This is a genomic window from Gardnerella sp. c11Ua_71 (assembly GCF_055818025.1).
On record NZ_JARFVR010000004.1, the window covers coordinates 177,063 to 199,021 of the forward strand.

The 21,959-nt window shown below is 38.2% G+C and carries 18 protein-coding genes, 1 tRNA gene and 1 riboswitch; of the genes, 13 read left to right on the top strand and 6 right to left on the bottom strand.

Annotation, left to right across the window (positions count from 1 at the left end):
- Positions 1–121 precede the first annotated feature (121 nt).
- Both P0106_RS04505 and P0106_RS04510 read left to right on the top strand, forming a co-directional pair.
- Positions 122–877, top strand: coding sequence for a trimeric intracellular cation channel family protein (locus tag P0106_RS04505; RefSeq protein WP_004111813.1), 756 nt, complete (start codon positions 122–124; stop codon positions 875–877).
- 71 nt (positions 878–948) lie between these two features.
- Positions 949–1,140: riboswitch (Lysine riboswitch) on the top strand.
- A gap of 51 nt (positions 1,141–1,191) precedes the next feature.
- Positions 1,192–2,640, top strand: a complete 1,449-nt coding sequence (locus P0106_RS04510) for an amino acid permease (RefSeq protein WP_004138348.1) — start codon at positions 1,192–1,194, stop codon at positions 2,638–2,640.
- Between the two features lie 62 nt (positions 2,641–2,702).
- Here P0106_RS04510 and P0106_RS04515 read toward each other — a convergent pair whose 3' ends face one another.
- Together P0106_RS04515 and P0106_RS04520 are read right to left on the bottom strand one after the other, a co-directional pair.
- Entirely contained in the window at positions 2,703–3,701 is a 999-nt protein-coding gene (locus P0106_RS04515) for a hypothetical protein (RefSeq protein ID WP_016811579.1), read from the bottom strand.
- A gap of 204 nt (positions 3,702–3,905) precedes the next feature.
- Positions 3,906–3,981: transfer RNA gene (locus P0106_RS04520), tRNA-Asn, on the bottom strand.
- A gap of 276 nt (positions 3,982–4,257) precedes the next feature.
- On the opposite strand from P0106_RS04520, the gene P0106_RS04525 reads away from it, so the two are divergent.
- The gene (locus tag P0106_RS04525) at positions 4,258–5,019 is read left to right on the top strand and encodes a M23 family metallopeptidase (RefSeq protein WP_353582728.1); all 762 of its coding nucleotides are present in this window, start codon (positions 4,258–4,260) and stop codon (positions 5,017–5,019) included.
- 94 nt (positions 5,020–5,113) lie between these two features.
- Complete coding sequence (locus P0106_RS04530) at positions 5,114–6,928, top strand: AMP-dependent synthetase/ligase (protein ID WP_004111801.1); 1,815 nt, start codon at positions 5,114–5,116, stop codon at positions 6,926–6,928.
- 6 nt (positions 6,929–6,934) lie between these two features.
- On the opposite strand, the gene P0106_RS04535 is transcribed toward P0106_RS04530, so the two are convergent.
- The 4 genes from P0106_RS04535 to P0106_RS04550 all read right to left on the bottom strand — a co-directional run bounded on the left by P0106_RS04535 (position 6,935) and on the right by P0106_RS04550 (position 10,585).
- Positions 6,935–8,653, bottom strand: a complete 1,719-nt coding sequence (locus P0106_RS04535; RefSeq protein ID WP_285067753.1) for a substrate-binding domain-containing protein — start codon at positions 8,651–8,653, stop codon at positions 6,935–6,937.
- Between the two features lie 77 nt (positions 8,654–8,730).
- Positions 8,731–9,537, bottom strand: a complete 807-nt coding sequence (locus tag P0106_RS04540; protein ID WP_473730495.1) for a fructosamine kinase family protein — start codon at positions 9,535–9,537, stop codon at positions 8,731–8,733.
- Between the two features lie 89 nt (positions 9,538–9,626).
- On the bottom strand, positions 9,627–10,070 hold the full coding sequence (locus P0106_RS04545; protein ID WP_004111798.1) for a DUF2871 domain-containing protein: 444 nt from the start codon (positions 10,068–10,070) through the stop codon (positions 9,627–9,629).
- Positions 10,071–10,144: 74 nt separating this feature from the next.
- Positions 10,145–10,585 carry a hypothetical protein gene (locus tag P0106_RS04550; RefSeq protein ID WP_004111796.1) on the bottom strand — a complete coding sequence of 147 codons (441 nt, stop codon included), beginning with the start codon at positions 10,583–10,585 and terminating at the stop codon, positions 10,145–10,147.
- A gap of 205 nt (positions 10,586–10,790) precedes the next feature.
- Between P0106_RS04550 and leuS the strand changes: the two genes are divergently transcribed.
- The 9 genes from leuS (at position 10,791) to P0106_RS04595 (ending at position 21,956) form a co-directional block, all read left to right on the top strand.
- On the top strand, positions 10,791–13,775 hold the full coding sequence (leuS, locus tag P0106_RS04555) for a leucine--tRNA ligase (RefSeq protein ID WP_473730496.1): 2,985 nt from the start codon (positions 10,791–10,793) through the stop codon (positions 13,773–13,775).
- Positions 13,776–13,926: 151 nt separating this feature from the next.
- Positions 13,927–14,718 carry a ComEA family DNA-binding protein gene (locus P0106_RS04560; protein WP_473730497.1) on the top strand — a complete coding sequence of 264 codons (792 nt, stop codon included), beginning with the start codon at positions 13,927–13,929 and terminating at the stop codon, positions 14,716–14,718.
- 26 nt (positions 14,719–14,744) lie between these two features.
- A complete protein-coding gene (locus P0106_RS04565) occupies positions 14,745–16,568 on the top strand; it encodes a ComEC/Rec2 family competence protein (RefSeq protein WP_473730498.1) in 1,824 nt (607 codons plus the stop codon).
- 126 nt (positions 16,569–16,694) lie between these two features.
- Positions 16,695–17,666, top strand: a complete 972-nt coding sequence (holA, locus tag P0106_RS04570; protein ID WP_004111788.1) for a DNA polymerase III subunit delta — start codon at positions 16,695–16,697, stop codon at positions 17,664–17,666.
- Between the two features lie 70 nt (positions 17,667–17,736).
- Entirely contained in the window at positions 17,737–18,300 is a 564-nt protein-coding gene (tsaE, locus tag P0106_RS04575; RefSeq protein WP_004115217.1) for a tRNA (adenosine(37)-N6)-threonylcarbamoyltransferase complex ATPase subunit type 1 TsaE, read from the top strand.
- A gap of 38 nt (positions 18,301–18,338) precedes the next feature.
- Entirely contained in the window at positions 18,339–19,133 is a 795-nt protein-coding gene (gene tsaB, locus P0106_RS04580; RefSeq protein ID WP_473730499.1) for a tRNA (adenosine(37)-N6)-threonylcarbamoyltransferase complex dimerization subunit type 1 TsaB, read from the top strand.
- Between the two features lie 20 nt (positions 19,134–19,153).
- Complete coding sequence (rimI, locus tag P0106_RS04585) at positions 19,154–19,774, top strand: ribosomal protein S18-alanine N-acetyltransferase (protein WP_473730500.1); 621 nt, start codon at positions 19,154–19,156, stop codon at positions 19,772–19,774.
- A complete protein-coding gene (gene tsaD, locus P0106_RS04590; RefSeq protein ID WP_004111783.1) occupies positions 19,755–20,819 on the top strand; it encodes a tRNA (adenosine(37)-N6)-threonylcarbamoyltransferase complex transferase subunit TsaD in 1,065 nt (354 codons plus the stop codon). Before rimI ends, tsaD begins: the two co-directional genes overlap by 20 nt.
- A 36-nt stretch (positions 20,820–20,855) precedes the next feature.
- A complete protein-coding gene (locus P0106_RS04595) occupies positions 20,856–21,956 on the top strand; it encodes a tRNA (adenine-N1)-methyltransferase (RefSeq protein ID WP_415682798.1) in 1,101 nt (366 codons plus the stop codon).
- The last annotated feature ends 3 nt before the right edge of the window (positions 21,957–21,959 follow it).

Here is a 21,959-nt window from a genome sequence, read left to right on the forward strand (position 1 = left end):
TGGCGCGTCATTTTTTATATCTTATAAAAGGTGGCGCGCTAATTGTATGCTTAATTGGTTATAGGCTTATTAGGCGGATTTTGTTTTTTAAGTGTTTAACTAACCTTGGAAAGGAAATATTGTGGAAGGGGCTTTAGGAGATAACATTTTCTTCCTTGTTGTTGAATACATTGCTATGGGTTGCTGCGGAATGGTTGGCGGAATGTGGGCTATTCGCAAGAATTATGATATCTTTGCAATAATCACAACGTCATGGCTTACAGCATTGGGTGGCGGAATTGTTAGAGACGTTCTGCTTGGAGCTTTGCCGCCAGTTGGAATTGCAGATAGGGGATTTGTTTTTACTGGTCTTGCTTCGGGTGTTATTGTTGCTTTCGCTCATCTAGAAATTGATGAGTGGAAATGGCTTATGTTAACTCTTGACGCTTTAGCATTGGGGCTTTTTGCTGTAAATGGTACCGCTAAAGGCTTGGATTTTCACATGTCTGGAATGGCGTCTGTGTTTTTAGGCATGGCTACAGCTCTTGGTGGTGGATTAATTCGAGATATGGTTTTGAATCAAGTTCCTGTAATTGTTCGAGATAAGCATTGGTATGCGCTTCCTGCTGCAGTTGGGTGTGTTTTGACGGTATTTGTTGTAAAAGCACAACGTGCAGGATGTTTTGACGTTATTACAGAGATGATTTTAGATACTCTTATTGTTGTGCTAGTAGTTGCGATGCGATTAATGTCTGTAAAGTTTGATTTAACGCTTTTTGGTGCAATGAACCGCAAATCGCCAATAAAAATAAGTAAATATCGCAGACATAATGCATATAGTCGTAAAATTTCCGATAAAGCCATAAAAAATACAGAAAAAAATAATCAAAATAAATAGAAAATATAGTCTAATCTGAATAAATATCGGTTAGTGTCTAGAGTTTGTCTTTGCCTATCTCAATAATGAAACACATCGACCAGAGGTCGCGCTCAACAAGAGTAGCAATCATTAGCCAGAAAGAGGCGTTAAGTGATTTGCAAAAGGGGAGAGCGCCGAAGTTTGTAGGTTATTCTTTCTAGCTTACAAGCTGGGACTTGGCTTAATAAGCCAAGGACTGTCGCAGCAATTTTGGCAATTTGCTGCGGAGTGCTATCGACATGCATACTGTTGCCTGTTTACCTCTGTTTGAATATTGTCAAAAGGAGGAAACAATGAATAACAACAGTTCATCAACTACTGAATCTCAAACCGTTCATCGCGGTCTAAAAACACGCCATATTTCCATGATTGCTTTGGGTGGAAGCATCGGAACAGGCTTATTTGTAGCTAGTGGCGCAACAATCCACATGGCAGGCCCAGGGGGAGCGCTTTTAGCGTATGCTGCAATCGGCATAATGGTTTATTTTCTTATGACATCTCTAGGAGAGATGGCAACATATATGCCAATTAGCGGGTCTTTTGCATCTTATTCTGGAAAGTTTATTGATCCAGCTTTAGGATTTGCAATGGGTTGGAATTATTGGTTTAACTGGGCAATCACGGTTGCTGTAGATATAAGCACTGCAGCAATCGTTTTGCAATATTGGCTTCCTAATGTGCCAATATGGGTGTTTTCGCTAACAGTTCTTGTTATTATTCTTTTGATTAATATTCTTACTGTTAAGTGCTTTGGAGAAACCGAGTATTGGCTTTCGATTATTAAAGTTGTAACAGTTATTATATTCCTTGCTATTGGTTTGCTTACGATTGTTGGAATTTTAGGCGGAAAAGCACCATTGTTAAGCAACTTTACTCATAAGAATGCTCCATTTGCTGGCGGAATCCCGGCTGTTTTAGGCGCGTTTGCTATTGCTGGATTCTCGTTCCAGGGAACAGAGCTTATTGGCATTACAGCAGGTGAATCTGCAACACCAGATAAGAGCATTCCAAAGGCTGTAAAGCAAGTGTTCTGGCGTATTGTTTTGTTCTACATTCTTGCAATCTTTGTAATCGCATGCATCATTCCATACACAAGCCCAAGTTTGCTTGGATCGGAAGCTAGCGATATCTCTATAAGCCCATTCACTCTTGTGTTCCAGCGCGCAGGATTGGCGATTGCAGCAACAATCATGAATGCAGTTGTGCTTACATCTGTTATTTCGGCAGCAAACTCTGGAATGTATGCTTCTACTAGAATGCTTTACGCCCTCGCAAAAGATAATCACGCTCCAAAGATGTTTGGAAACGTAGATAGAAGAGGCGTTCCAATGCAATCTTTGGTTGCAACGTTTGTTGTAGCTCTTTTAACATTCTTGATGAGTATTTTTGGAACTCAAATTTACATGTTCTTAGTTGCTGCAAGTGGTTTGACTGGATTTATTGCATGGGCAGGAATCGCAGCTGCGCACTACAGGTTCCGCAAAGCGTATATTGCTCAAGGAAAGTCTTTGGACGATCTTGTTTATAAAGCTAAGTGGTATCCATTCGGTCCTATTGTGGCTCTTGTATTGTGCATTTTGGTTATTGTTGGCCAAGATCTTGAATCATTCCACACGCTTAATTGGCAAGCGATTGGCATAACTTATATGTCTGTGCCGCTGTTCATTGTGCTTTATGTTGGATACAAGATTAAGTATCACACTAAAGTTATTCCGTTAGATCAAGTTGATTTAACAAAGTGATTAGAATATAAAAAATGCGCTCAGTGATTTGCTGAGCGCATTTTTTTATTGATTAACAGAGTTTAGTTAGTAGTGTTTGCGTCTTGAGCAGGTGGCTGAGTAGTAGTAGAAGGATGATCCGTGCCGCCGTTTGCACCGCCATTATTTGCTGGGTTTGGCGTTGGGTTTGGCGTTGGCTGAACTGGTGGGTTTGGAGCAGGAGGTTGGTTGTTGTTTCCTCCTTCTCCGCCATCATTATTTTTATCGTTATTTTTCTTTTCCTCTTCAGCTTTCCTCCTAGCCTGTTCTTCTAGCTGCTTCTGTAGGTTTTCGTAAGCATCCCTAATTCGCTTTCTTCTTTCTAATTCTAAACGTCTCTTTTCTGCATCAGACTTTGCCTTTGCTTTAGCTTTAGCAGCTTGTTCGTCAGCTTGACGCTTTGCTTCTTCAATCTTTTTCTGCATGGCGTTATCTGCTTGAACTTTTTCTTCTTGAGTAGGAGGAATATTTTGAATAATAATATTCGGCTTACGCTTTACCTTAGGAGCTATACGAATAACAGGAGCAGTGATCTTCTGCAGTTCCTTCTGACTTTCTTCAGCCTTCTGCTTTTCCTGTGCATTAGCTGTAGTATCTGTAGATGCTGCAGAAAGCTTATCGATCATTGCAGAAGTCACTCCACGAATACGCTGAGCATTGTCAGAATACCATTGAGTTGCAGCTATAGCTTGAGCTCCCTGAGAGCCTAACTCTTCTGGAGAATTAGCATTGCATACAACTGTTTCTGGCAAACGCTGCTTCAAAAGCTTAGCAAGTAATTTGCCATTTTCTGAGTTATCTTGAGCAAAAGAGATAAGAAGAGAATTTTTAGTAAGTTTTTTCCATGACTGGCTTGCTTTGCTAACTTGTGCAACCTTAATTTCGCACTGTTTTCTAGCTTCTTTCATACGAGATGAGTGCTGAATGCTCCAGCAAATACCACCAACGCCTAATACTAAAGCTAATACAATGACGCCAGCAATGAGAATTATCATCTTCTTTTTATGGCCATTATTTGTGGCTTCGGAGATGTTTTCTAACATGTATCATCCTCTGTTTTTATCAATCTTCGCCAAGAATTGCTTTTTGCAAAACAACACTTATAGTTTACGCCAAACTAAGTACGTGACCCTTGTAGTTTGTAGCATTTTTGATGGTTTGCAGGACAAGCAATATTACTTGCGATTCATTAGAATACTTCAAATAAATTCAAAACAAAAAACCACCAGGTTCGCTGGTGGTTTTCTTGGCTCCTGCGGCTGGGCTTGAACCAGCGACCATTCGATTAACAGTCGAACGCTCTGCCAACTGAGCTACGCAGGAATATCCTCTGTGCTTGGCTGTGTGCCGTGCACAAGACATTTATATTACACGGAATTTTATGATATGCAAATATAGCGTGTTTGGGCGTGTCGAAAACTCGTAATCGTTGGAATATCAACGATTTGCATGCTTTAACCACATTGATAAAAAAGTGTTCCTAAAAAAAGAATTTTGTGAAAAACTTTCAAATATAAGCAAAAACCTTTAAATAATGCAGATTTTCGCTGTTGAAGCATAAAACAAATTTGATTTATGAAAGGAGAAAAATAAAATATCATGAGAAAAATATTTGATTTAAAAATGATTAAGCCCAGAATCTTAAAAGTCAAAAAATTTATATTAAAACAAAAATCACAGTTTGTTAGAATACTGATTTTTATGATTCTGGTTGTAATCATGTTGATTATTCATAGTTGCATAAATCCTACAATAAACAAAAGTATTGAGTATGAATATTTGCAATCGAATCAAACTGATTATAGTGTGTCTTCATTTGACTCTGGTTGCATAGAAAAATCTTTTGTAGGTAAAAATCAAAAAATAGTCGCGAATACAGTTAGTCAGGCTTCAACAGCTTCAACACTAAAAGAAACTACAAATTGTAAATCAAGGATGGTATGGCCAGTAAAAAATGTAAATATTATTAAAGATTTTGATGCTCCAGCAAAACCATGGCTCGCGGGTCATAGAGGAGTAGACTTGCAAGCAGAGGAAGGAACTGAGCTATACGCTCCTTCAGACGGAATAATAAATTTTGCTGGACTAGTTGCTGGAAAATCTGTTGTAACAATCAAACATGGAGTTTTATCTTCTACATTTGAGCCAGCATATACAGATTTACCAGTTGGAACAGTTGTTAGAAAAGGTCAATTTTTTGGTTACGTAACAGTTGGATCAGATCATTGCGACAATTTGTGTATTCAATGGGGGTTAAAACGAAGAAACAGGACTTATGCAAATCCGAGGAAAATGGTAGCGAAAAAACGAATAATTTTAAAACCCAAAGAAGATACAAAAGAAGAAAAAAATAGTCTGTAAAATGTGTGTCGTATAGTGTAATAAGAGTCTTGGGCTTAAGACATTGACCTAAGATTATTACATAAGATTTTCTTAAACATATTAGGGAGCGAATATGCAAAAGTATTCTCGTAATCTCGATGAGAAAATTGATTACAATGCAAACATTTTTTCGCTTCTTGAAAGTCGCGTAGAACGTAAGCCAAACGATTCATTGGTTGAGTATGTAGGACGCGACGGGGAATGGAATTCCTACAGTGCTAAAGACTTTAAAGATTTGGTTATATCAGTAGCAAAAGGATTCATAGCACACGGTGTGATGCCGGGAGATACCATATCGATAATAGCGCATACTTCATGGCAGTGGACTGTACTTGATATGGCAATAATGTCTATAGGCGCGTTAACAGTGCCAATTTATGAAACAAGTTCTGCAGTGCAAATAGAAAATATTATTAACGATTCTAGAGTAAGCATGATTTTTGTTGAAGATGAAAATATGCGTGAAACTGTGGAAATATCAAAGAAGTCATGTCCAAGCCTTAACGATGTCTATGTATTAAGCAGAGACGCAATAGATGCGCTAATTGAGTATGGAAAAACAGTTACAGACTCAGAGTTTTATGAAAGAGAAAAAGCTGTTAAAGGCGATGATCTAGCTACAATCGTTTACACATCTGGATCTACAGGAGACCCGAAAGGTATAGAACTTTCGCACGGAAATTTTGTGTTTATAGCGAAATCTGGAATGCTTTCCATGCCAGATATAGCATTAAAAGGCAAACCAAGACTTCTTTTATTCCTTCCTTTAGCACATGTATTTGCAAGATTTATGCAGTTCTTCTGTTTTGCGGGAAATGTAACACTTGGATTGTCAAGCAACCTTAAAACAATACTAAGTGATTTTAAAAGTTTTAAACCAACTTTCATACTTGGTGTACCTAGAATATTTGAAAAAATCTACAATGCTGCCTCTCAAAAAGCTGGTAGAGGAGTAAAAGGATTTATATTTGCTCAAAGCGTAAAAGTGGCAAAAGAATGGTCAAAAGCTCAACAATCGGGGAGAATGATTTCGCCAATGCTGGCTATAAGCCACTCCTTATGTAAAAAGCTCGTTTACAACTCAATTTTGCAAGTTTTTGGAGGAGACGTTGAATATGGTGTTTCAGGAGGAGCGCCATTAGACAAATCGATTTCGCATTTCTTCAATGGCATGGGATTGCCAATTCTCGAAGGGTACGGAATGACAGAAACATGTGCTCCGTCAATGGTAAATCCAACGAAAGGCTATAAAATCGGAACAGTTGGTTTGCCAGTACAGGGAGTGTCTGTAGCAATAGATGATGAGGGAGAGCTTTGTATTAAAAGTCCCGCTGTTTGCAAAGGATATCATAATCATCCAGAGATAACTGAAAAACAAATAGTAAATGGATGGTTGCATACAGGAGACTTCGGATCTTTAGATTCCGACGGTTTTGTAAAAATTACTGGTCGCAAAAAAGATCTGATAATAACAGCTGGCGGGAAAAACGTTTCACCTAGCATACTCGAAGCATCAGTTATGACTTCTTCAATTATTTCTCAATGCGTTGTTATTGGAGACAGAAAACCTTTTATCTCTGCTATTATTGCGTTAGATCTTGCAGAAGTGAATTCTTGGCTGAAATCTCGAGGAGCAAGCCCAGTGCGCTCGCTGGAAGAGGCAAGAAAAAATTCAATCGTCATAAGTTCCGTAGAACAAAGCATAGTTAAAGCAAATTCTAATGTTTCTAGAGCAGAGTCAATCAGAAAATTTGAGATTGTTCCAGATGCTTTTACTCAAGAAAATGGTTTAGTTACACCAAGTCTTAAAGCAAAGCGCAATGCTGTTATAGAACGTTATAACGATCTTATCGAAAATAAGATTTACGCTCCAAGACCAAGAAAATAACGTACTTTACAGTCCTGCATCTGCAAGAGTTACGTATCCAGGGTCAATCAAAAGAGCTTTAAGATTAGTTGCGCTTACAGCGAGAATTGGTTCTGTTATTACAGGTATATCTTTTTCTGATCCACTGTTATTTACAAAAATAGAAATATCTTCGAGTTGAGATAATTTTCCATTAACATTTAGAGAACTACATTCTTGAGCAACATCAGTAGAGATTTTCTGAATGTTTTCGATAGAAGTCATCCATTGCTTTCCATTTACAAGATTTGGTAAGGCATCTTTGTAAGCGCCGTAGCCAGTAATAACAGGCCATTTTGAGTCATTTAACAATTCATTCACTGAATCTTTAAGCTCAGAATCTTCAGTATTTTTATTCTCTTTATTGGATTCAGATGAATTCAAATCATTATTTTTTGTGCTAGATTTTTGTGACTCATTATTTTTCGCAGTAGAAGCAGGCGTTGGAACCTTTTTCTTAGTCAAATTTCGTTTTCCTATAAAGCTTCCGATTATATCTGGAAGAGTAAAGGAAGGGTTAATATCTGCAGAGCTTCCCTTATATCCAAGGTCTTCAAGAGCTTTTTCCACTTGCATAACAACTTGATCATCTAAAGCAATAATGCCATCTACGTGTTTTGTGGAAGTTGTTCCGTTATCATTCTTTATTACTAATCTCGAATTAAGTTCTGCCTTAACAGAGTCAGAATTATCTGCGTCGAAAGCAGCATTTTCCCAGTCATTCTCTGTTGAATCCTTACTAAGTTTTCCAGAAGGTGAAATCATTAATCCAGATGCGAAATAAGGTTTTAGAATTTTCCAGATTCCAGCAAAAGCAAGTCGCGCGAATTCATCATCAAATTCTTGAATTTTGGAACTTGAATTATCAGAATCTGAATTACCATGAGTATTTACTCCAAAATGCATATGAACATTTTGTTTTTGATTGTGGCAAGGCAAAAGTACTTCTACGCTTTTTGGATTATCTTTAGAAGCCTGATTTAATGCTAATTTTTGCACAAGAGTATACGCTTGAATTTCTCCAATGCTCTGAGCAGAAGAAAGTTTGAAGAATGCATCTGGCTTAAAATCTCTAGTAAGCCTAGATAACATAACGACATGCATGCCAGCTTTTTTAGCCAAATCTAATGACGATGTAAGTCTATTTTCTGCTTCCTCTTGTGATTTTAGATCTTCTTCTTTTAGTTGTTCTTTAGGTGTTGTGGGTTGAGTTACGTAATCACCATAATTATTATTACCGTTTTTATTACTCCAAGGAGCAACAACAATAGTCGTATTAGAAAGTTGCTTTTTTACGATGCTATGGATATCTCTGATACTTGTTTTCTTGTTTTTATTTTTAGAAGAATTTTTTGTTTTTAAAGATGTAATCATGCTTACAACGTAATCTTGAATATCTTGACTTTGATCGTATAAGCTGCTGGACGATTTAGTAGTAATAGAATTTTCTGAAAATCCTTGCTTTTTTAACGATTTTACTATTTCTGGAACAAGATTATCCCATGTACTTAATGGAGTTTTTCTACTTAAATTTAGACCATCAGAAGGCGTAAAAACTATAACGTTGCCGTGATTCACTTGAGGCTTTGCGCTAGGCGATGCGTTTTTTGCATTGCTCGATCCGCATGCGCAAATCGCAAGAAGCATTGTGCTAGATACTACAAGAGCAATAGTTTTGCGCAAAATATGCTTATGCGTGCGAATCATAGTAGTTAAGGCCTTTCGTAAATTTTAGTTTTGTGCTTACTTTTATATTAGTTTCTATTAAATTATCTAATGCAAATTTAGCGATTAAGCAAATCCAAGCACATATCTCGGTATTCGCTAACGTAGCCTCCACTAAAGAAGACACAATGTCCAGCAATAGGGTAGAGTTGCCAAATTGTCATGCGATTTTCAAAACCAGATTTTAATGGATGAACAGATTGATAGCCATCTAAAATCTGCTTAAAATAGCTAATCCCAAACAGTTGCAGCATTGCTAAGTCTTCCTCACGATGGCCGCCGTGAGCTGCAGGATCAATTAAAACAGCTTCTGTGTGTTCGCCATCTTCGCTTTTAGTCCAAAGCACATTTCCACTCCACAAGTCTCCATGGACTCGCGCTGGTTTATCTTCAGCTGCTTTTCCCAGCAAATCTGGCAGAGCATCAATAACTTTATTTGTAAGATCTAAATCGCTTTTTGTAAGGCTTCCTCTAGAAATACCAAGATTTACCATTGGTAAAAGTCTGCCTTCTGCCAAATAGTCAATAACATTACTCCAAGTGCCACAATCCATTTTTACAGGGTCGCTTAATGGTCCAAAATAGCATGTGCCATCATAATCTGCAGGTGGCTCCCCAAAATATTTCGCACCGAAATCGTGCATATGCGCCAAAGATGCTCCAAATTCAAACGATGCTAAAGGAGTAGGGCTTGTAGTTTCAATGCGTTCAATGTTTAAGTAGTCTTTTCCCCAATCAAAAACTTTAGCTACTTTAGGCCCGCCATAGTCGTAAGCTTCTCGAAGCCAATTAAGGCCACGACCTTCGCATTCAAAGAATCGTTCTGGTGCGTATGATCTACTCTTTTTATACACGTTATTACTCATAGCAACCTTCTTAATGTAGTAGCATATGCGGCTTATAGTTACACACTTAATAAATATTTTATGAATAAACTAAATTATTCCTATCATCACTATTCTAATGAAGTATTAGCACAATGAGCGATGCTGCGTTTAATTTGCAATAAGATTAGTACAATACTTACGCCAAGTAGGATGTGTCCGATACCTGCTAAACCAGTTATGGAAAAATCTATAGATGGACTGAGATGTAGACGCATTACTTGTGCAATTCCACGAGTAATCATCATTACTGCTGTTAGGTTGAGTCCAATATGATAAGTTATTAAGATTCTCGTAGTTTTTTCGTTACTAAAACTGAAGTTTTTCTCAAATAGTATGAGTAACAGAAAAACAACCATTCCAAGCATAAAGTAGTGTGTGTGAACTATAGCAAGCACAGTCTTTTCATGGAAAGCATTAAATTTTGTAAATTCGCGATAAAAGACGCCGCCAATCATGGCAAAGACAGCATACAACAAAGACGTATTAATATAACGTTTCATAACATGGTTCATAGTAACTTCCTTACGTAGAGTGATAGTCAAATATTTCTTAGTAATGTTGATGTTGTTACAAGTGTTTGTAAGCGCTATTGCATAGTATGAGTGTTTTTGTAACGCGGACATGCAGTTTTAGCAAAATGATACCCAAAAAGCAATCCTGCTAGAGTAAGAGCAGAACCTAATCCCGTATAAAATACGGCTATAAATTGTTCTGGAGCTATATTTGTTGCACGAAGAACAATTCCAAAAGTCATCATAAAAGCCATGATTATAAAAGATTTAACGTCAAAGAATTTAAGGAAAAATTGCTTGTTTTCTTTGTATGCGTTAATCCTAGCAGTATGTTTTTTAACAAGTTTTCCGAAAATAAACACTTGGAATATTGCAAAAACAGCTAAAGATAAAGCGAAATTAATAGGAGATAAAAAGTTTGAGTAAGCAATAATACCAATCCTAAGAATGTTGAATCCGGCAAAACACCATACAATGCATGCGATTAATAAAAGTGTGTTCTTTGATACCTTCATAACTAACCTCGTTAAATCACATTATTCTTAATAAAATCTTATGTTGAACGTTTAAAACAATTGTAGTAATGATTTTCATGAAAAACGCTAAATAAGAGTATTTTGTGAATTGTGCATTAAAACTTTCAAAAAACACAATAAAATATGGATAAAAGTTGTAAAAAGTGTTGCAAATTGACGATATGAGTCGCTATAGTGCTTGTTTATGGAAGACAACGATCAACAGTATTCAACAGCTGACAATAAAGCTACTATTGCTGAGCCAGCTTTTCGTTACAATGCGCAGCTCGCACAAGATATTGAGCAGCGCTGGCAAAAGACTTGGGACGAGCAAGGCACGTTCTGGGCTGCTAATGTTAAGGGCGATTTGAAGGATGGCGAAGGCAGATTGGCTTGTGGCCGTCCTTCTTTCTTTGCAATGGACATGTTCCCTTATCCTTCTGGAAAGGGCTTACATGTTGGACATCCTCTTGGATATTTGGCAACGGATGTTGTGAGCCGATATCACCGTATGAAGGGTGAGAATGTTCTTCACGCGATGGGCTACGACGCTTTTGGACTTCCTGCAGAACAATATGCTGTTCAAACAGGTCAGCATCCTCGCATTACTACTGAGGCAAATATTGCAAATATGCGCAGGCAGTTGCATCGCATGGGATTGAGCTTTGACGATCGTAGATCTTTTGCAACTATTGATACAAACTACGTTCGTTGGACTCAATGGATTTTCTCGAAGCTTTATGACGCTTGGTATGACCCTGATTTTGTACGCAAAGATGGCGGTAAAGGTTCTGCTCGACCAATTGCTGAGTTAGTTGATGAGTTTAAGAGCGCAAAGCGCGAAATTCCTGGTTTTGCTGACAAAAAGTGGGAAGAGCTCAATAAAGTAGAGCAAGCGGATGTGTTGAATGACTTCCGCATTGCTTACATTTCTAAGTCTCCTGTAAATTGGTGTCCAGGATTGGGAACTGTGCTTGCAAACGAGGAAGTTACTGCAGAAGGTAAATCTGAGCGCGGAAACTTCCCAGTATTCCAGCGCAATCTTCGTCAGTGGTCCATGCGAATTACAGCTTATGCTCATCGCTTGGTTGAAGATTTGGATACTATTGATTGGCCAGAAAAAGTTAAGCTTATGCAGCGAAACTGGATTGGCGAATCTCACGGTGCTTCCGTGCATTTTGAAGTTGAATGTGCAGATGGTGAAACGCGCGATTTGGAAGTATACACTACTCGTCCAGATACGCTTTTTGGTACAACTTTTGCTGTTGTTTCTGTAGATCACCCGATTCTTGAGCACGTTCCAGAAGCGTGGGAAGCTAGCGTTCCAGAAAGCTGGAAGGGTGGCTACGCAAGCCTTAAGGAAGGATTGGCAGAGTATCAGGCTCAAGCTCGCGCTAAAACCGCTAAAGATCGTACGGAAGACGCTGGTGCAAAAACTGGTTTGTTTGCTGGTCTTTACGCAATTAATCCTGTAACTGGAGCAAAACTTCCGCTGTTTGTTGCAGATTATGTGCTTATGGGTTATGGAACGGGCGCAATTATGGCAGTTCCTGGCGGTGACCAGCGCGATTATGATTTTGCTAAAGCTTTCGGCTTGTCTGTAATTTACACTGTTAAGCCTTTGCCTGATTCTGTCGAAAAGCTAGAAGATTATGATGGCAAAGCTCCGTTTGTTTCTCACGATGGAATTGTTATTAACTCTTCTGTGGAGCATACTTATAAGCTCGGTGACGCTTTGTCTATTAACGGTTTGCGCGTAGATGAAGCTATTAAAAAAGTGACGACTTGGCTTGAAGCAGCAGGCGTAGGCGTTGGTAAGGTTTCTTACAGACTTCGCGATTGGCTGTTCTCTAGGCAGCGCTACTGGGGTGAGCCATTCCCAATCGTTTATGATGAGGATGGTGTTGCTCACCTTGTGCCGGATAGTGAGCTTCCAATTGCATTGCCAGACGTTCCAGATTATCAGCCAAAAACTTACGCTCCAGACGACGCAAATTCTGAGCCTGAAGCACCTTTGAGCCGAAACGAGGATTGGGTTAAAGTTCAGCTTGATCTTGGTGACGGTGTAAAAACCTACTATCGCGACACCAACACTATGCCAAACTGGGCTGGTTCATGCTGGTATTACATGCGTTACTTGGATCCAAACGACGCTGAGCATATGGTTGACAGCGACGAATACGACTATTGGATGGGTACGAATCGACCAGGCAAGGAACATGTTTCTGGAGGCGTTGACCTTTATGTTGGAGGCGTAGAGCATGCAGTTTTGCACTTGCTTTACTCGCGCTTCTGGCATAAGGCGCTTTACGACTTGGGTTACGTTGATTCTGCTGAGCCTTTCCATCGCTTGTTTAACCAGGGTATGATTCAGGCTTACGCTTACACGGATGAGCGCGGGCAGTACGTGCCAGCTGATGAGGTTGAGGAAGGCGCTAATAACGGCGCTGGTGAGCCAACATTTACTTGGCACGGCGAAACCGTGAATCGCGAGTTTGGAAAGATGGGTAAGAGCCTAAAGAATATTGTGACTCCAGACTACATGTACGAAAACTACGGTGCAGACACGTTCCGTTTGTATGAAATGAGCATGGGTCCACTTTCTGAGTCTCGCCCATGGAATACGCGTAACGTTGTTGGAGGCATGCGATTCTTGCAACGCTTGTGGCGTAACGTTGTAAACGAAGAAACTGGCGCTTGCGTAGTAACAGAAGATGCTTTGGACGAAAAGACGCTAAAGCTTCTTAACAACACGATTGCAGAAGTAACTGTAGAAATGGAAGCAATGCGTCCAAACACTGCGATTGCTAAGCTGATTGTGTTGAATAATCACTTAACGTCTCTGCCTCACGTGCCTCGCGCAGCAGTTGAGCCGCTTGTTCTTATGCTTTCTCCAATTGCACCGCATATTTGTGAAGAAATGTGGAGCAAGCTTGGACATACTAAGTCGATTGCTCACGCAGATTGGCCAGTTGAAGATTCCCGCTACGTTGGTGCGGATACTGTTACAGCTGTTGTGCAAATCAAGGGCAAGGTTCGCGCAAAGCTTGAAGTTGACCCGAATATTGATGCTAGTGAGCTTGAAAAGCTTGCTTTAGAGGCCGTAGCTGATCGCTTGGGTGGAAAGAAGCTGCGCAAGGTGATCGTGAAAGCACCAAAGATTGTGTCTATTGTGCCAGATGAAAGCTGAAACTCAATGTTTTCTAGGCAAAATAGCCTTTAACCACATTGGTTAATTTTACTTGAAAGATGCTTATCTTCATTTAATAGTGGAGGTAAGCATCTTTTTTTTTTATTTAACAATCAAAAATAAATAGTCTGAAACGAAGGAGGTGGTTAAAATGAACAAAAACAATAGTAACGTTCTAGAAAGATTGGCAGCTATTGATGCTTTAAATAATAATTATGAAAATTCAAATTATTTGCAAAATACTTTGAATGATGATTCTAAAAATCGCATATTGGCACAAGAGAAAAACAATTCTATAGATTATCAGCTTGCTGATTTTTGCATAAGCTCAAAAGATTCTGCTTCAAATATTGATAATCTTAATAAACGAAATAATTTTGAAACAAGAAATCTCGTTAGATTACGAATAAAACCAGTACATGCTTTGTCTATTATGCTAATTCTCGTAGTATTCTTAGCATCAAGTTTAACCATGCTCATATGTCAATCTAGAACTTATAACAAGATTTATTCTTATCAAGCACAGCGAGAATCTAAAGTTAAATCTTTAAGTAAAAAATTTGAATCAAATAATAAAGATGATGATGAATATAGCAATGATTTTAAAGAGGATTCTAAAAAAGACTTACATACAAATGAGACTAAAGATTTAACTGTTAAAAATAAAAATGAAGATTTTAGTGATAGCACGCACAAAATTAATGAAAATGATATAAGCAAAAATAATAGTGTCAACAAAGATAAAAGCGGTTGCATAAATATAAACACAGCAGGGTTGGAAGAATTACAAACTCTAAAAAGTATAGGGCCAAAAATGGCTCAAAGAATATTAGATATGCGTAAAAAGTTGCGTGTTTTTAAGCGGGTTGAAGATCTTATGCAAGTTAAAGGAATTGGGCAAAAGACTTTTTTAAAACTTAAATCAGCAATCTGCATTAAGTAAATTTATGTTATTTTTAAGGTTGGAAAATGAAAGAATTATATTGGGATCTTGAAAATGGAAACAAAGATTTTAGGCTTGTTCCTATTGCATTTAGCGTATGGTTTGGTTGCTTATTCGCTCGATTTATAGTTGATTCACAACAAGATTTTTTCTGTATGATAATCGCAATATTATCATTTGCTCTTTTGTGCTTTTATACTATTTTTTCAATGGGGAATTGCATTTTTACGTGCCGCTTAAAGAATACAACTGATTACAAAAGTCGCATAAAATCAAAGTTTTATGAGTTAATTAAAAAATTAAAAATAATAGGATACAAGCATGCTTTTTTAACAAGTTTTTGTACGTTTCTAGCAGCTTTTATAATGTGTTCAATTATTCTAAACATAGAACATATGGACCCTGTTTTTAATGCTATTAAAGATCTAAAGCAAAGTGATACAGAATATAAATTTAATAGAAAAAACGATGTTCAATCCATCAGATTGCTTATGGATATAACGTCTCCTCCAAGAGTATCGCAATCCTTTAAGTGGGATTGCGTATTAAACGTGAATGTAAAACAGATTGAAATTATGGATAAAGAAAAAGTTATTAGTAGGAGTAAAAGCTTTGTGTCTGCTAAACTTTACGCTTTTAATCCAGATTGCAAAATAATGGACTACGGATACAAGATAAGTAGTTTTGGAAAAATTTCGATTTCAAAATTTGACTCTCATGCGATAGACATTCAAGTTCCTAAAGCAAACAAAACAGATAAAACGAAATTATATAAAGTAGAAGTTATTGAAAAAGCTAATCTTTTTAAGAGATTACTAAATACATTGTGGAAAGAATTTTACAATGTGACTAGTTCTTTAGATGAACAGGGTCAAATGCTTGTTCCTGGTCTTACTGTAGGACTTTTGGGACAAGAGCATTTAAGTGATGTAGAAGATTTACGAAAAGTTAGTATCGATAGCACTTATGCGAATACTATGAAACAAAGATTCAAAATAGCTGGAATAATGCACCTTATGGCGGTTTCTGGAGGACATTTTTTGCTTTTATCTTGCGTTATTCGTAAGACATGTGCTTTTTTGCTTTTGCCAAGAGTAGTGAGCGCAATATTTGAAGCTTGTGGTCATATTCTTTTATCGTGTATTGTGTATCCGTCGGCATCTGTTCTTAGAGCGCTTATAATGGGTTTAATTTCTGCCGGGGCATTAATGTTTTCTAGACAATACCAGTCTGCTAGTGCTTTAAGTATAACTGTTATAAGTGTTCTTTTTATTTGTCCAAAATATGCATGGGATTATTCGTTTGCTCTTTCTGTTTGCGCAACTTTTGGAATAATTGTTTGTGGAATGTCTTTAAGAAGAATCTTTTTAAGATATATGCCGTCTAGTCTTGCAAGCGCATTAAGCATAACGTTGTGTGCACAGTGTTTTACGCTTCCTGTACAAATATTAATGCAACCGCAAGTATCTTTTATATCTGTTATAGCGAATTTAATTGTTGCACCTTTTGTTGATTTTGCAACAATATTTGGTCTGCTTTCGCTTATATGCGCTAATTGGAGTTATTCTATTTCTCTGATTTTTGCCACAATTTCATCTTTTGGAACAAACATTATGGCAAATTGTGCATGGTATTTGGGAGATTTACAAATTGGAACAATACCTTGGGTTAATGGATCTTTAGGTGCGTGGCTAATTGCGTTTGCTGAATTCGCTATCTTTTTATTAGTACTTATCATAAATAAATATTTTAGAAAAAGTGAATCATATAATAGTTTAAGGATATTTTTACAAGTTAAGTCAAATCGTTTTAAGCAGCTTATAAATGATTCAACAAAACTTTTTGAATGATTAAGTGTTTTAAGTTTTATATAGTTTGTACAATTAATAGGCGTGCAAAATTAAGCGGATTAAATAAAAACAAGGATAATCCCATTAGTTAAATCGTGAGAATATAAATATTCTTAAGGAGTACGTATGCAAGCGTTAAAAAAATTTGCGCCATTTACAGTTGTAGTTGGCGGTGATGCGTATTTAAATGATCTAAACGCGCGCGACTTAAAAACTCGCATATTAGGCTCCTACCCAGATGCAGATGTTATAAATTTAGACGCATTAAATGCCGATAAATATGCTTTTATAACTGCTACAGGACCATCACTTTTTTCTAGCGGAACAATTGTTGTTATTAACAATCTTGAACAAGCTAATGAAGATTTAGTTGAAGCGATAATAGAGTTTTGTACTAGAGAATCTAAATCTAATAACAATGATTGCTGGGTTATTGCGCGCCACGAAGGAGGTGTTAAAGGAAAGTCAATTGTTACAAAACTTGAAAAAGCTGGAGCAAGTAAAATAACTGTACCAGATCTTAAAAAAGATGATGCAAGATTGAATTTTGTGCTAAGTCTTTTTGAAAGGCAAAATCGTAGTATAGAGCCTGCAGCAGCTGGACGCATAACAGAAGTCTTAGGCGGGAAAACCGACCAGTTGGCGGCTCTTTGTTCTCAATTGTGCTTTGATTTTGAAGATAACCCAATCACACTAAAAATAGTTGACCAATATTTAATATCGGATCCGCAAGTAACTGGATTTTTTGTAGCAGATAAAGCTGCAGAAGGTAACTATGCTCAAGCTATTCTTGCATCAAGAAGAGCGATTTTACAAGGCGTTGATGCTATAGCATTGATTGGGGCTTTGGCTGCAAAAATGCGAATAATTACAAAGGCTATAGCTGTTAAAAACGGGGAAATTTCTAATGCTCAAGCAAAAGTTAACCCTTGGGCGTTAAAAATGGCTATGAGGGATTTAGGTGGATGGAATGATGATGGGATTCGTAAGTGTTTTAAATGTTTAGCGTGGGCAGATGAGCAATGCAAAGGCGGAACAAGTGATGCTGATTACGCTTTAGAAAAATGCATTAGCATGATTGCTTGTCGTGGGCGTTAATGTGAAAATTTTAAAAGCATAAAGTGTTAAAACATAGAGCGTTAAAAGTCTAATATGAAAGTGTGTAATTTTGGAAAATCATAATATCAAAAAGCTAGTAATTCCAACTGATTCGTGTATGCGAGATCTTGGAAAAACTATTGCAAAAATAGTGCATGAGACAGATGTTATTTTGCTTTCTGGTCCACTTGGTGCTGGAAAAACAACGTTCGCGCAAGGTTTTGGACAGGGCTTGGGAATAAAAGATCCGATAGTTTCCCCGACTTTTACTATTGCTAGAGAGCTAAAAGGCACATTTTCTGATGGAAAAGTTGCGAATCTTATTCATGTAGATGCTTATAGGCTTGGTGGAAAAGATTATGCTCCAGGGCAAGACACTGTTTCTAGGCTTTTAGATGAGCTTGAATCTTTAGGTTTAGATGAAGCATTGGAAGAACCAGGAGAGGGAACTGTTGTGCTTATGGAGTGGGGAGAACAGATGGCTGGTGTTCTTGCTGATGTTCGTCTTGAAATTCATATTGATAGACCGATTGATAAAGAAAAGTCAAATGAGTTTACAAGTGAAGGCAAGCGCGTTGTAACGCTTGTTCCAGTCGGAGGAGACTGGTGCGATCGCTTAAAAATTCTTGATTAAGAGTAAGCTAAATTGGTTGGTTAATTTAAGGAACAAAAATGAGCAATACGCTGATTATAGATACGTCATATGGTTCAACAGTTGGAGTTGTAGGTTATAAGCCAATAGTGGAAACGGATTCGCGTACACATGTTGAAAAGTTGCAAGTAAACATTGATTTTGCAGTAAAAAATGCTGATCTAGAGCTTAATCAAATAGACGAGATTGTAGTTGGAGTAGGCCCTGCTCCTTTTACAGGTTTAAGAGCTGGGTTGGTTGCAGCTAAGGCGATTGCTTTTGCGAATAACGCAAAGATTCTAGGATGCAACAGTTTGCTTCCACAAAGTTTAATGATTCGTTCTGGCGCTTTTGAAGAATCGCTTAAAGATGGCGTTATCTCTAATAGTGAAATAGTCGAAAATAATGAATCTTGCGTAGCTAAACACACGTATGTTCTTTCGTTAAATGACGCTAGAAGACGCCAAGTTTATATGAGTTTATATGACGATAGTGGTTGTGCAGTAATAGAAATGGACATTGATTATCCTGCAAATATTGTTGAAAGAGTAAATCAATATTTTGAATCAAATAATATTTGCGATTATTGCGTTTGCGTTGCAGGCCATGGTGCTAAAAAATACGCTGAAGATTGGAAGAAAATCGGGAATATATGCTTAATTACAGAGGCGAGTGCTCTTGATTTAGGCGTAAAAGGATTAGAGATATTTAAGCTGTGCGCAAGTCAAAAAGACGTTATTGAACCGCTTTATTTAAGAAGACCAGACGTATCTGTTCCAAACCCGTTGAAGCACGTTTTGGGATCTGGCTCTGCTACAAAAGTGGCGGAAAAATAGGATTCAAGCGAAGTACACATATGATTGTAGACATAACTCGCTCAAAATATCCAGCTTGTGCATCAAATAGTCAAAGCTGCGCAATAGAGAAAATTGATTATGCAAAATATGAAGCAATAGTTTCTCAAATTGCAAAAATCGAAGCAGACTTGTTTGGACCAGGATGCTGGAACAAGAACATGATTTTGCAAGAGTTACAAGCACCAATGCGCGCGTATTATGCAGATGTTGATCTAAACACAAATACGGTAGCTGGGTATGCGGGATTTTGGTTTGATGGCGACGACGCTCAAATAATGACAATAGGTGTTGCAAAAGAATATCAAAAGCGAGGAATTGCAAGCAATCTTCTAAAAACTATGATTGAAAATGCAAAATCAATAGGCGCAAAACGAATGCTTTTAGAAGTTAGGGTAAATAACAATCCAGCGCTAAAACTGTATGAAAAATTCGGTTTTACAAAAATGGGATTAAGAAAAAGATACTATATGCCAGAAGGAATAGACGCGTATACAATGTGCGCACAAATAGACGACTTAGACGACTTAGACGACTTAGACGATTTAGAAAATTTAGAAGAATCTAGCGAAGCTTATAACAGCGCTAAAAGTGAGGATAATAATGAGCGAAACAATGAATAAAACAAGCGAGCCAATAGTTTTAGGCATTGAATCAACTTGCGATGAAACGGCAGCCGCAATCGTTAAAGGAAGAACATTAGTTTCTAACGTTGTAGCATCCTCAATGCAAGAACACGCACGCTACGGTGGTGTTATACCAGAAATCGCATCACGCGCGCATGCAGAAGCATTCGTGCCAGTGGTATCAAAAGCATTAGCAGATGCAAATATGGATTTAAGCGATATTGACGCTATAGCAGTAAGTGCAGGTCCGGGATTAGCAGGATGCTTAGCTGTTGGAGTTTCGGGAGCTAAAGCACTAGCAAGTGCAGCAAAAAAGCCGATTTATGGAATAAACCACGTTATTGGACACATTGCAGTAACACAATTGCAATTTGGCGATGTACCTAAAGACGTTCTAGCGCTTATAGTTTCGGGAGGTCACACTTCTCTTTTGCATGTTAATAACATTGCGCGCAGTATAGATGTTGTTGGAACAACATTAGACGATGCAGCTGGCGAGTGCTTTGATAAAGTAGCTAGATTGCTAGGATTCCCTTATCCAGGAGGTCCGCATATTGACAGGCACGGGCGCCTTGGGGATCCAAATACGTTGAAGGTTCCGCAAGGACTTACGCAAGGTCGTTCTGGCAAAGAGCATCCTTACGACTTTAGTTTTTCGGGTGTCAAAACAGCTGTTGCGCGTTGGGTGGAAGCTCGCCAAGCACAAGGCTTAGAAATACCAGTGGACGATGTTTGCGCATCTTTAGCAAACTCTGTTGCAGATGTTCTTTCTCGTAAAGCTATGATGGGCTGCGAGCAATACGGTTCAAAAACTTTGTTGATTGGTGGCGGATTCTCCGCAAACTCGCAACTTAGAGAACATCTTTTAGAGCAAGGCAAAGAGCATGGAATCGAAGTTCGTTTGCCAGAATTGAAGCTTTGCACTGATAACGGAGCAATGGTGGCAATGCTTGGTGTGAATTTGGTGGAAGCAGGCGTTCGTCCGTCCGCTCCAGATTTTGCAATCGATTCAGCAATGCCACTTACAACCGTTAGCTTATAATAGTAAAAGTCGTTCTGAAGATAAGTGAGGTGTTTTGTGTACGAAAGCTATGCACGTAGAGGAGTTTTGCAAGTTGGTGAAAAAATCCAATTCACCGATAGAAAAGGCAAGCGAATCACAGCACAGCTTACTAAAGGCGGAGTTACACAAACCGAACACGGCATTATTTTGCATGACGATGTTATTGGCAAAACTCAAGGCGTTGTAGTAACAACAGTTAGCACAAAACGTGATTTTGAGCGTAGTAATAAGCAACTTGACGCATCTAAAGAATCAAACAAGCCATGGATGGCAGCACGCGCAATAGGCGGATGGGATTATGTAGTTATGCGTCCGCGACTGGCGGATTACGTTTTATCTATGCCAAGAGGCGCTCAAATCATGTATCCAAAAGATATTGCACAAGTGATTGCTTTAGGAGATATTCGCTCTGGAATGCGTGTTTTAGAGTCGGGAGCAGGATCTGGCGCGATGAGCTTAAGTCTTTTAGACGCTGTTGGTCAAAGTGGTGAGCTTACAACAATAGAGCTTAGACCTGATTTTGCTAGAATCGCGCAACTAAACGCAACAATTTACTATGGCGAAAAACCAGAATGGTGGAATCTTTTAACTGGAGATTTTGACTCAGTAGCAAAGTCTCTTCCAGAAGGCTATTTTGATCGCATTATGCTAGATATGCTTGATCCTTGGAACAGGCTTGAACATGCTTATAGAGTTATTGCTCCAGGTGGAGTATTGGTTGCGTACGTAACAACCACAACGCAAATGTCTAGAATGGCACAAAGTTTGCGAGCTTCGGGAGTTTGGACAGAACCAGAGATTCAAGAAACGTTAGAAAGAACTTGGAAAGCACAAGATTTAGCAGTTAGACCAGATCACGCAATGATAGGTCATACTGGTTTTCTGGTTATTTCGCGCGCAATGGCGCAAGGATTTAATGCATTAAAAAAGCGCGATCGTGCTACAAAAGATACTGTTAGCGATATTGATGACTTAACTCCCGAAGAGCGCGCAGAACAGTTAGAAGACTTGTCTCTTAGAGATATATCCGATAGAAAGCTTAGAAAAGTCCTTAGAGATTTAGATTTGCAAATCGCACAATTACCTAACTCAAATCCAAAGCCTGATAAGGCTTAACTG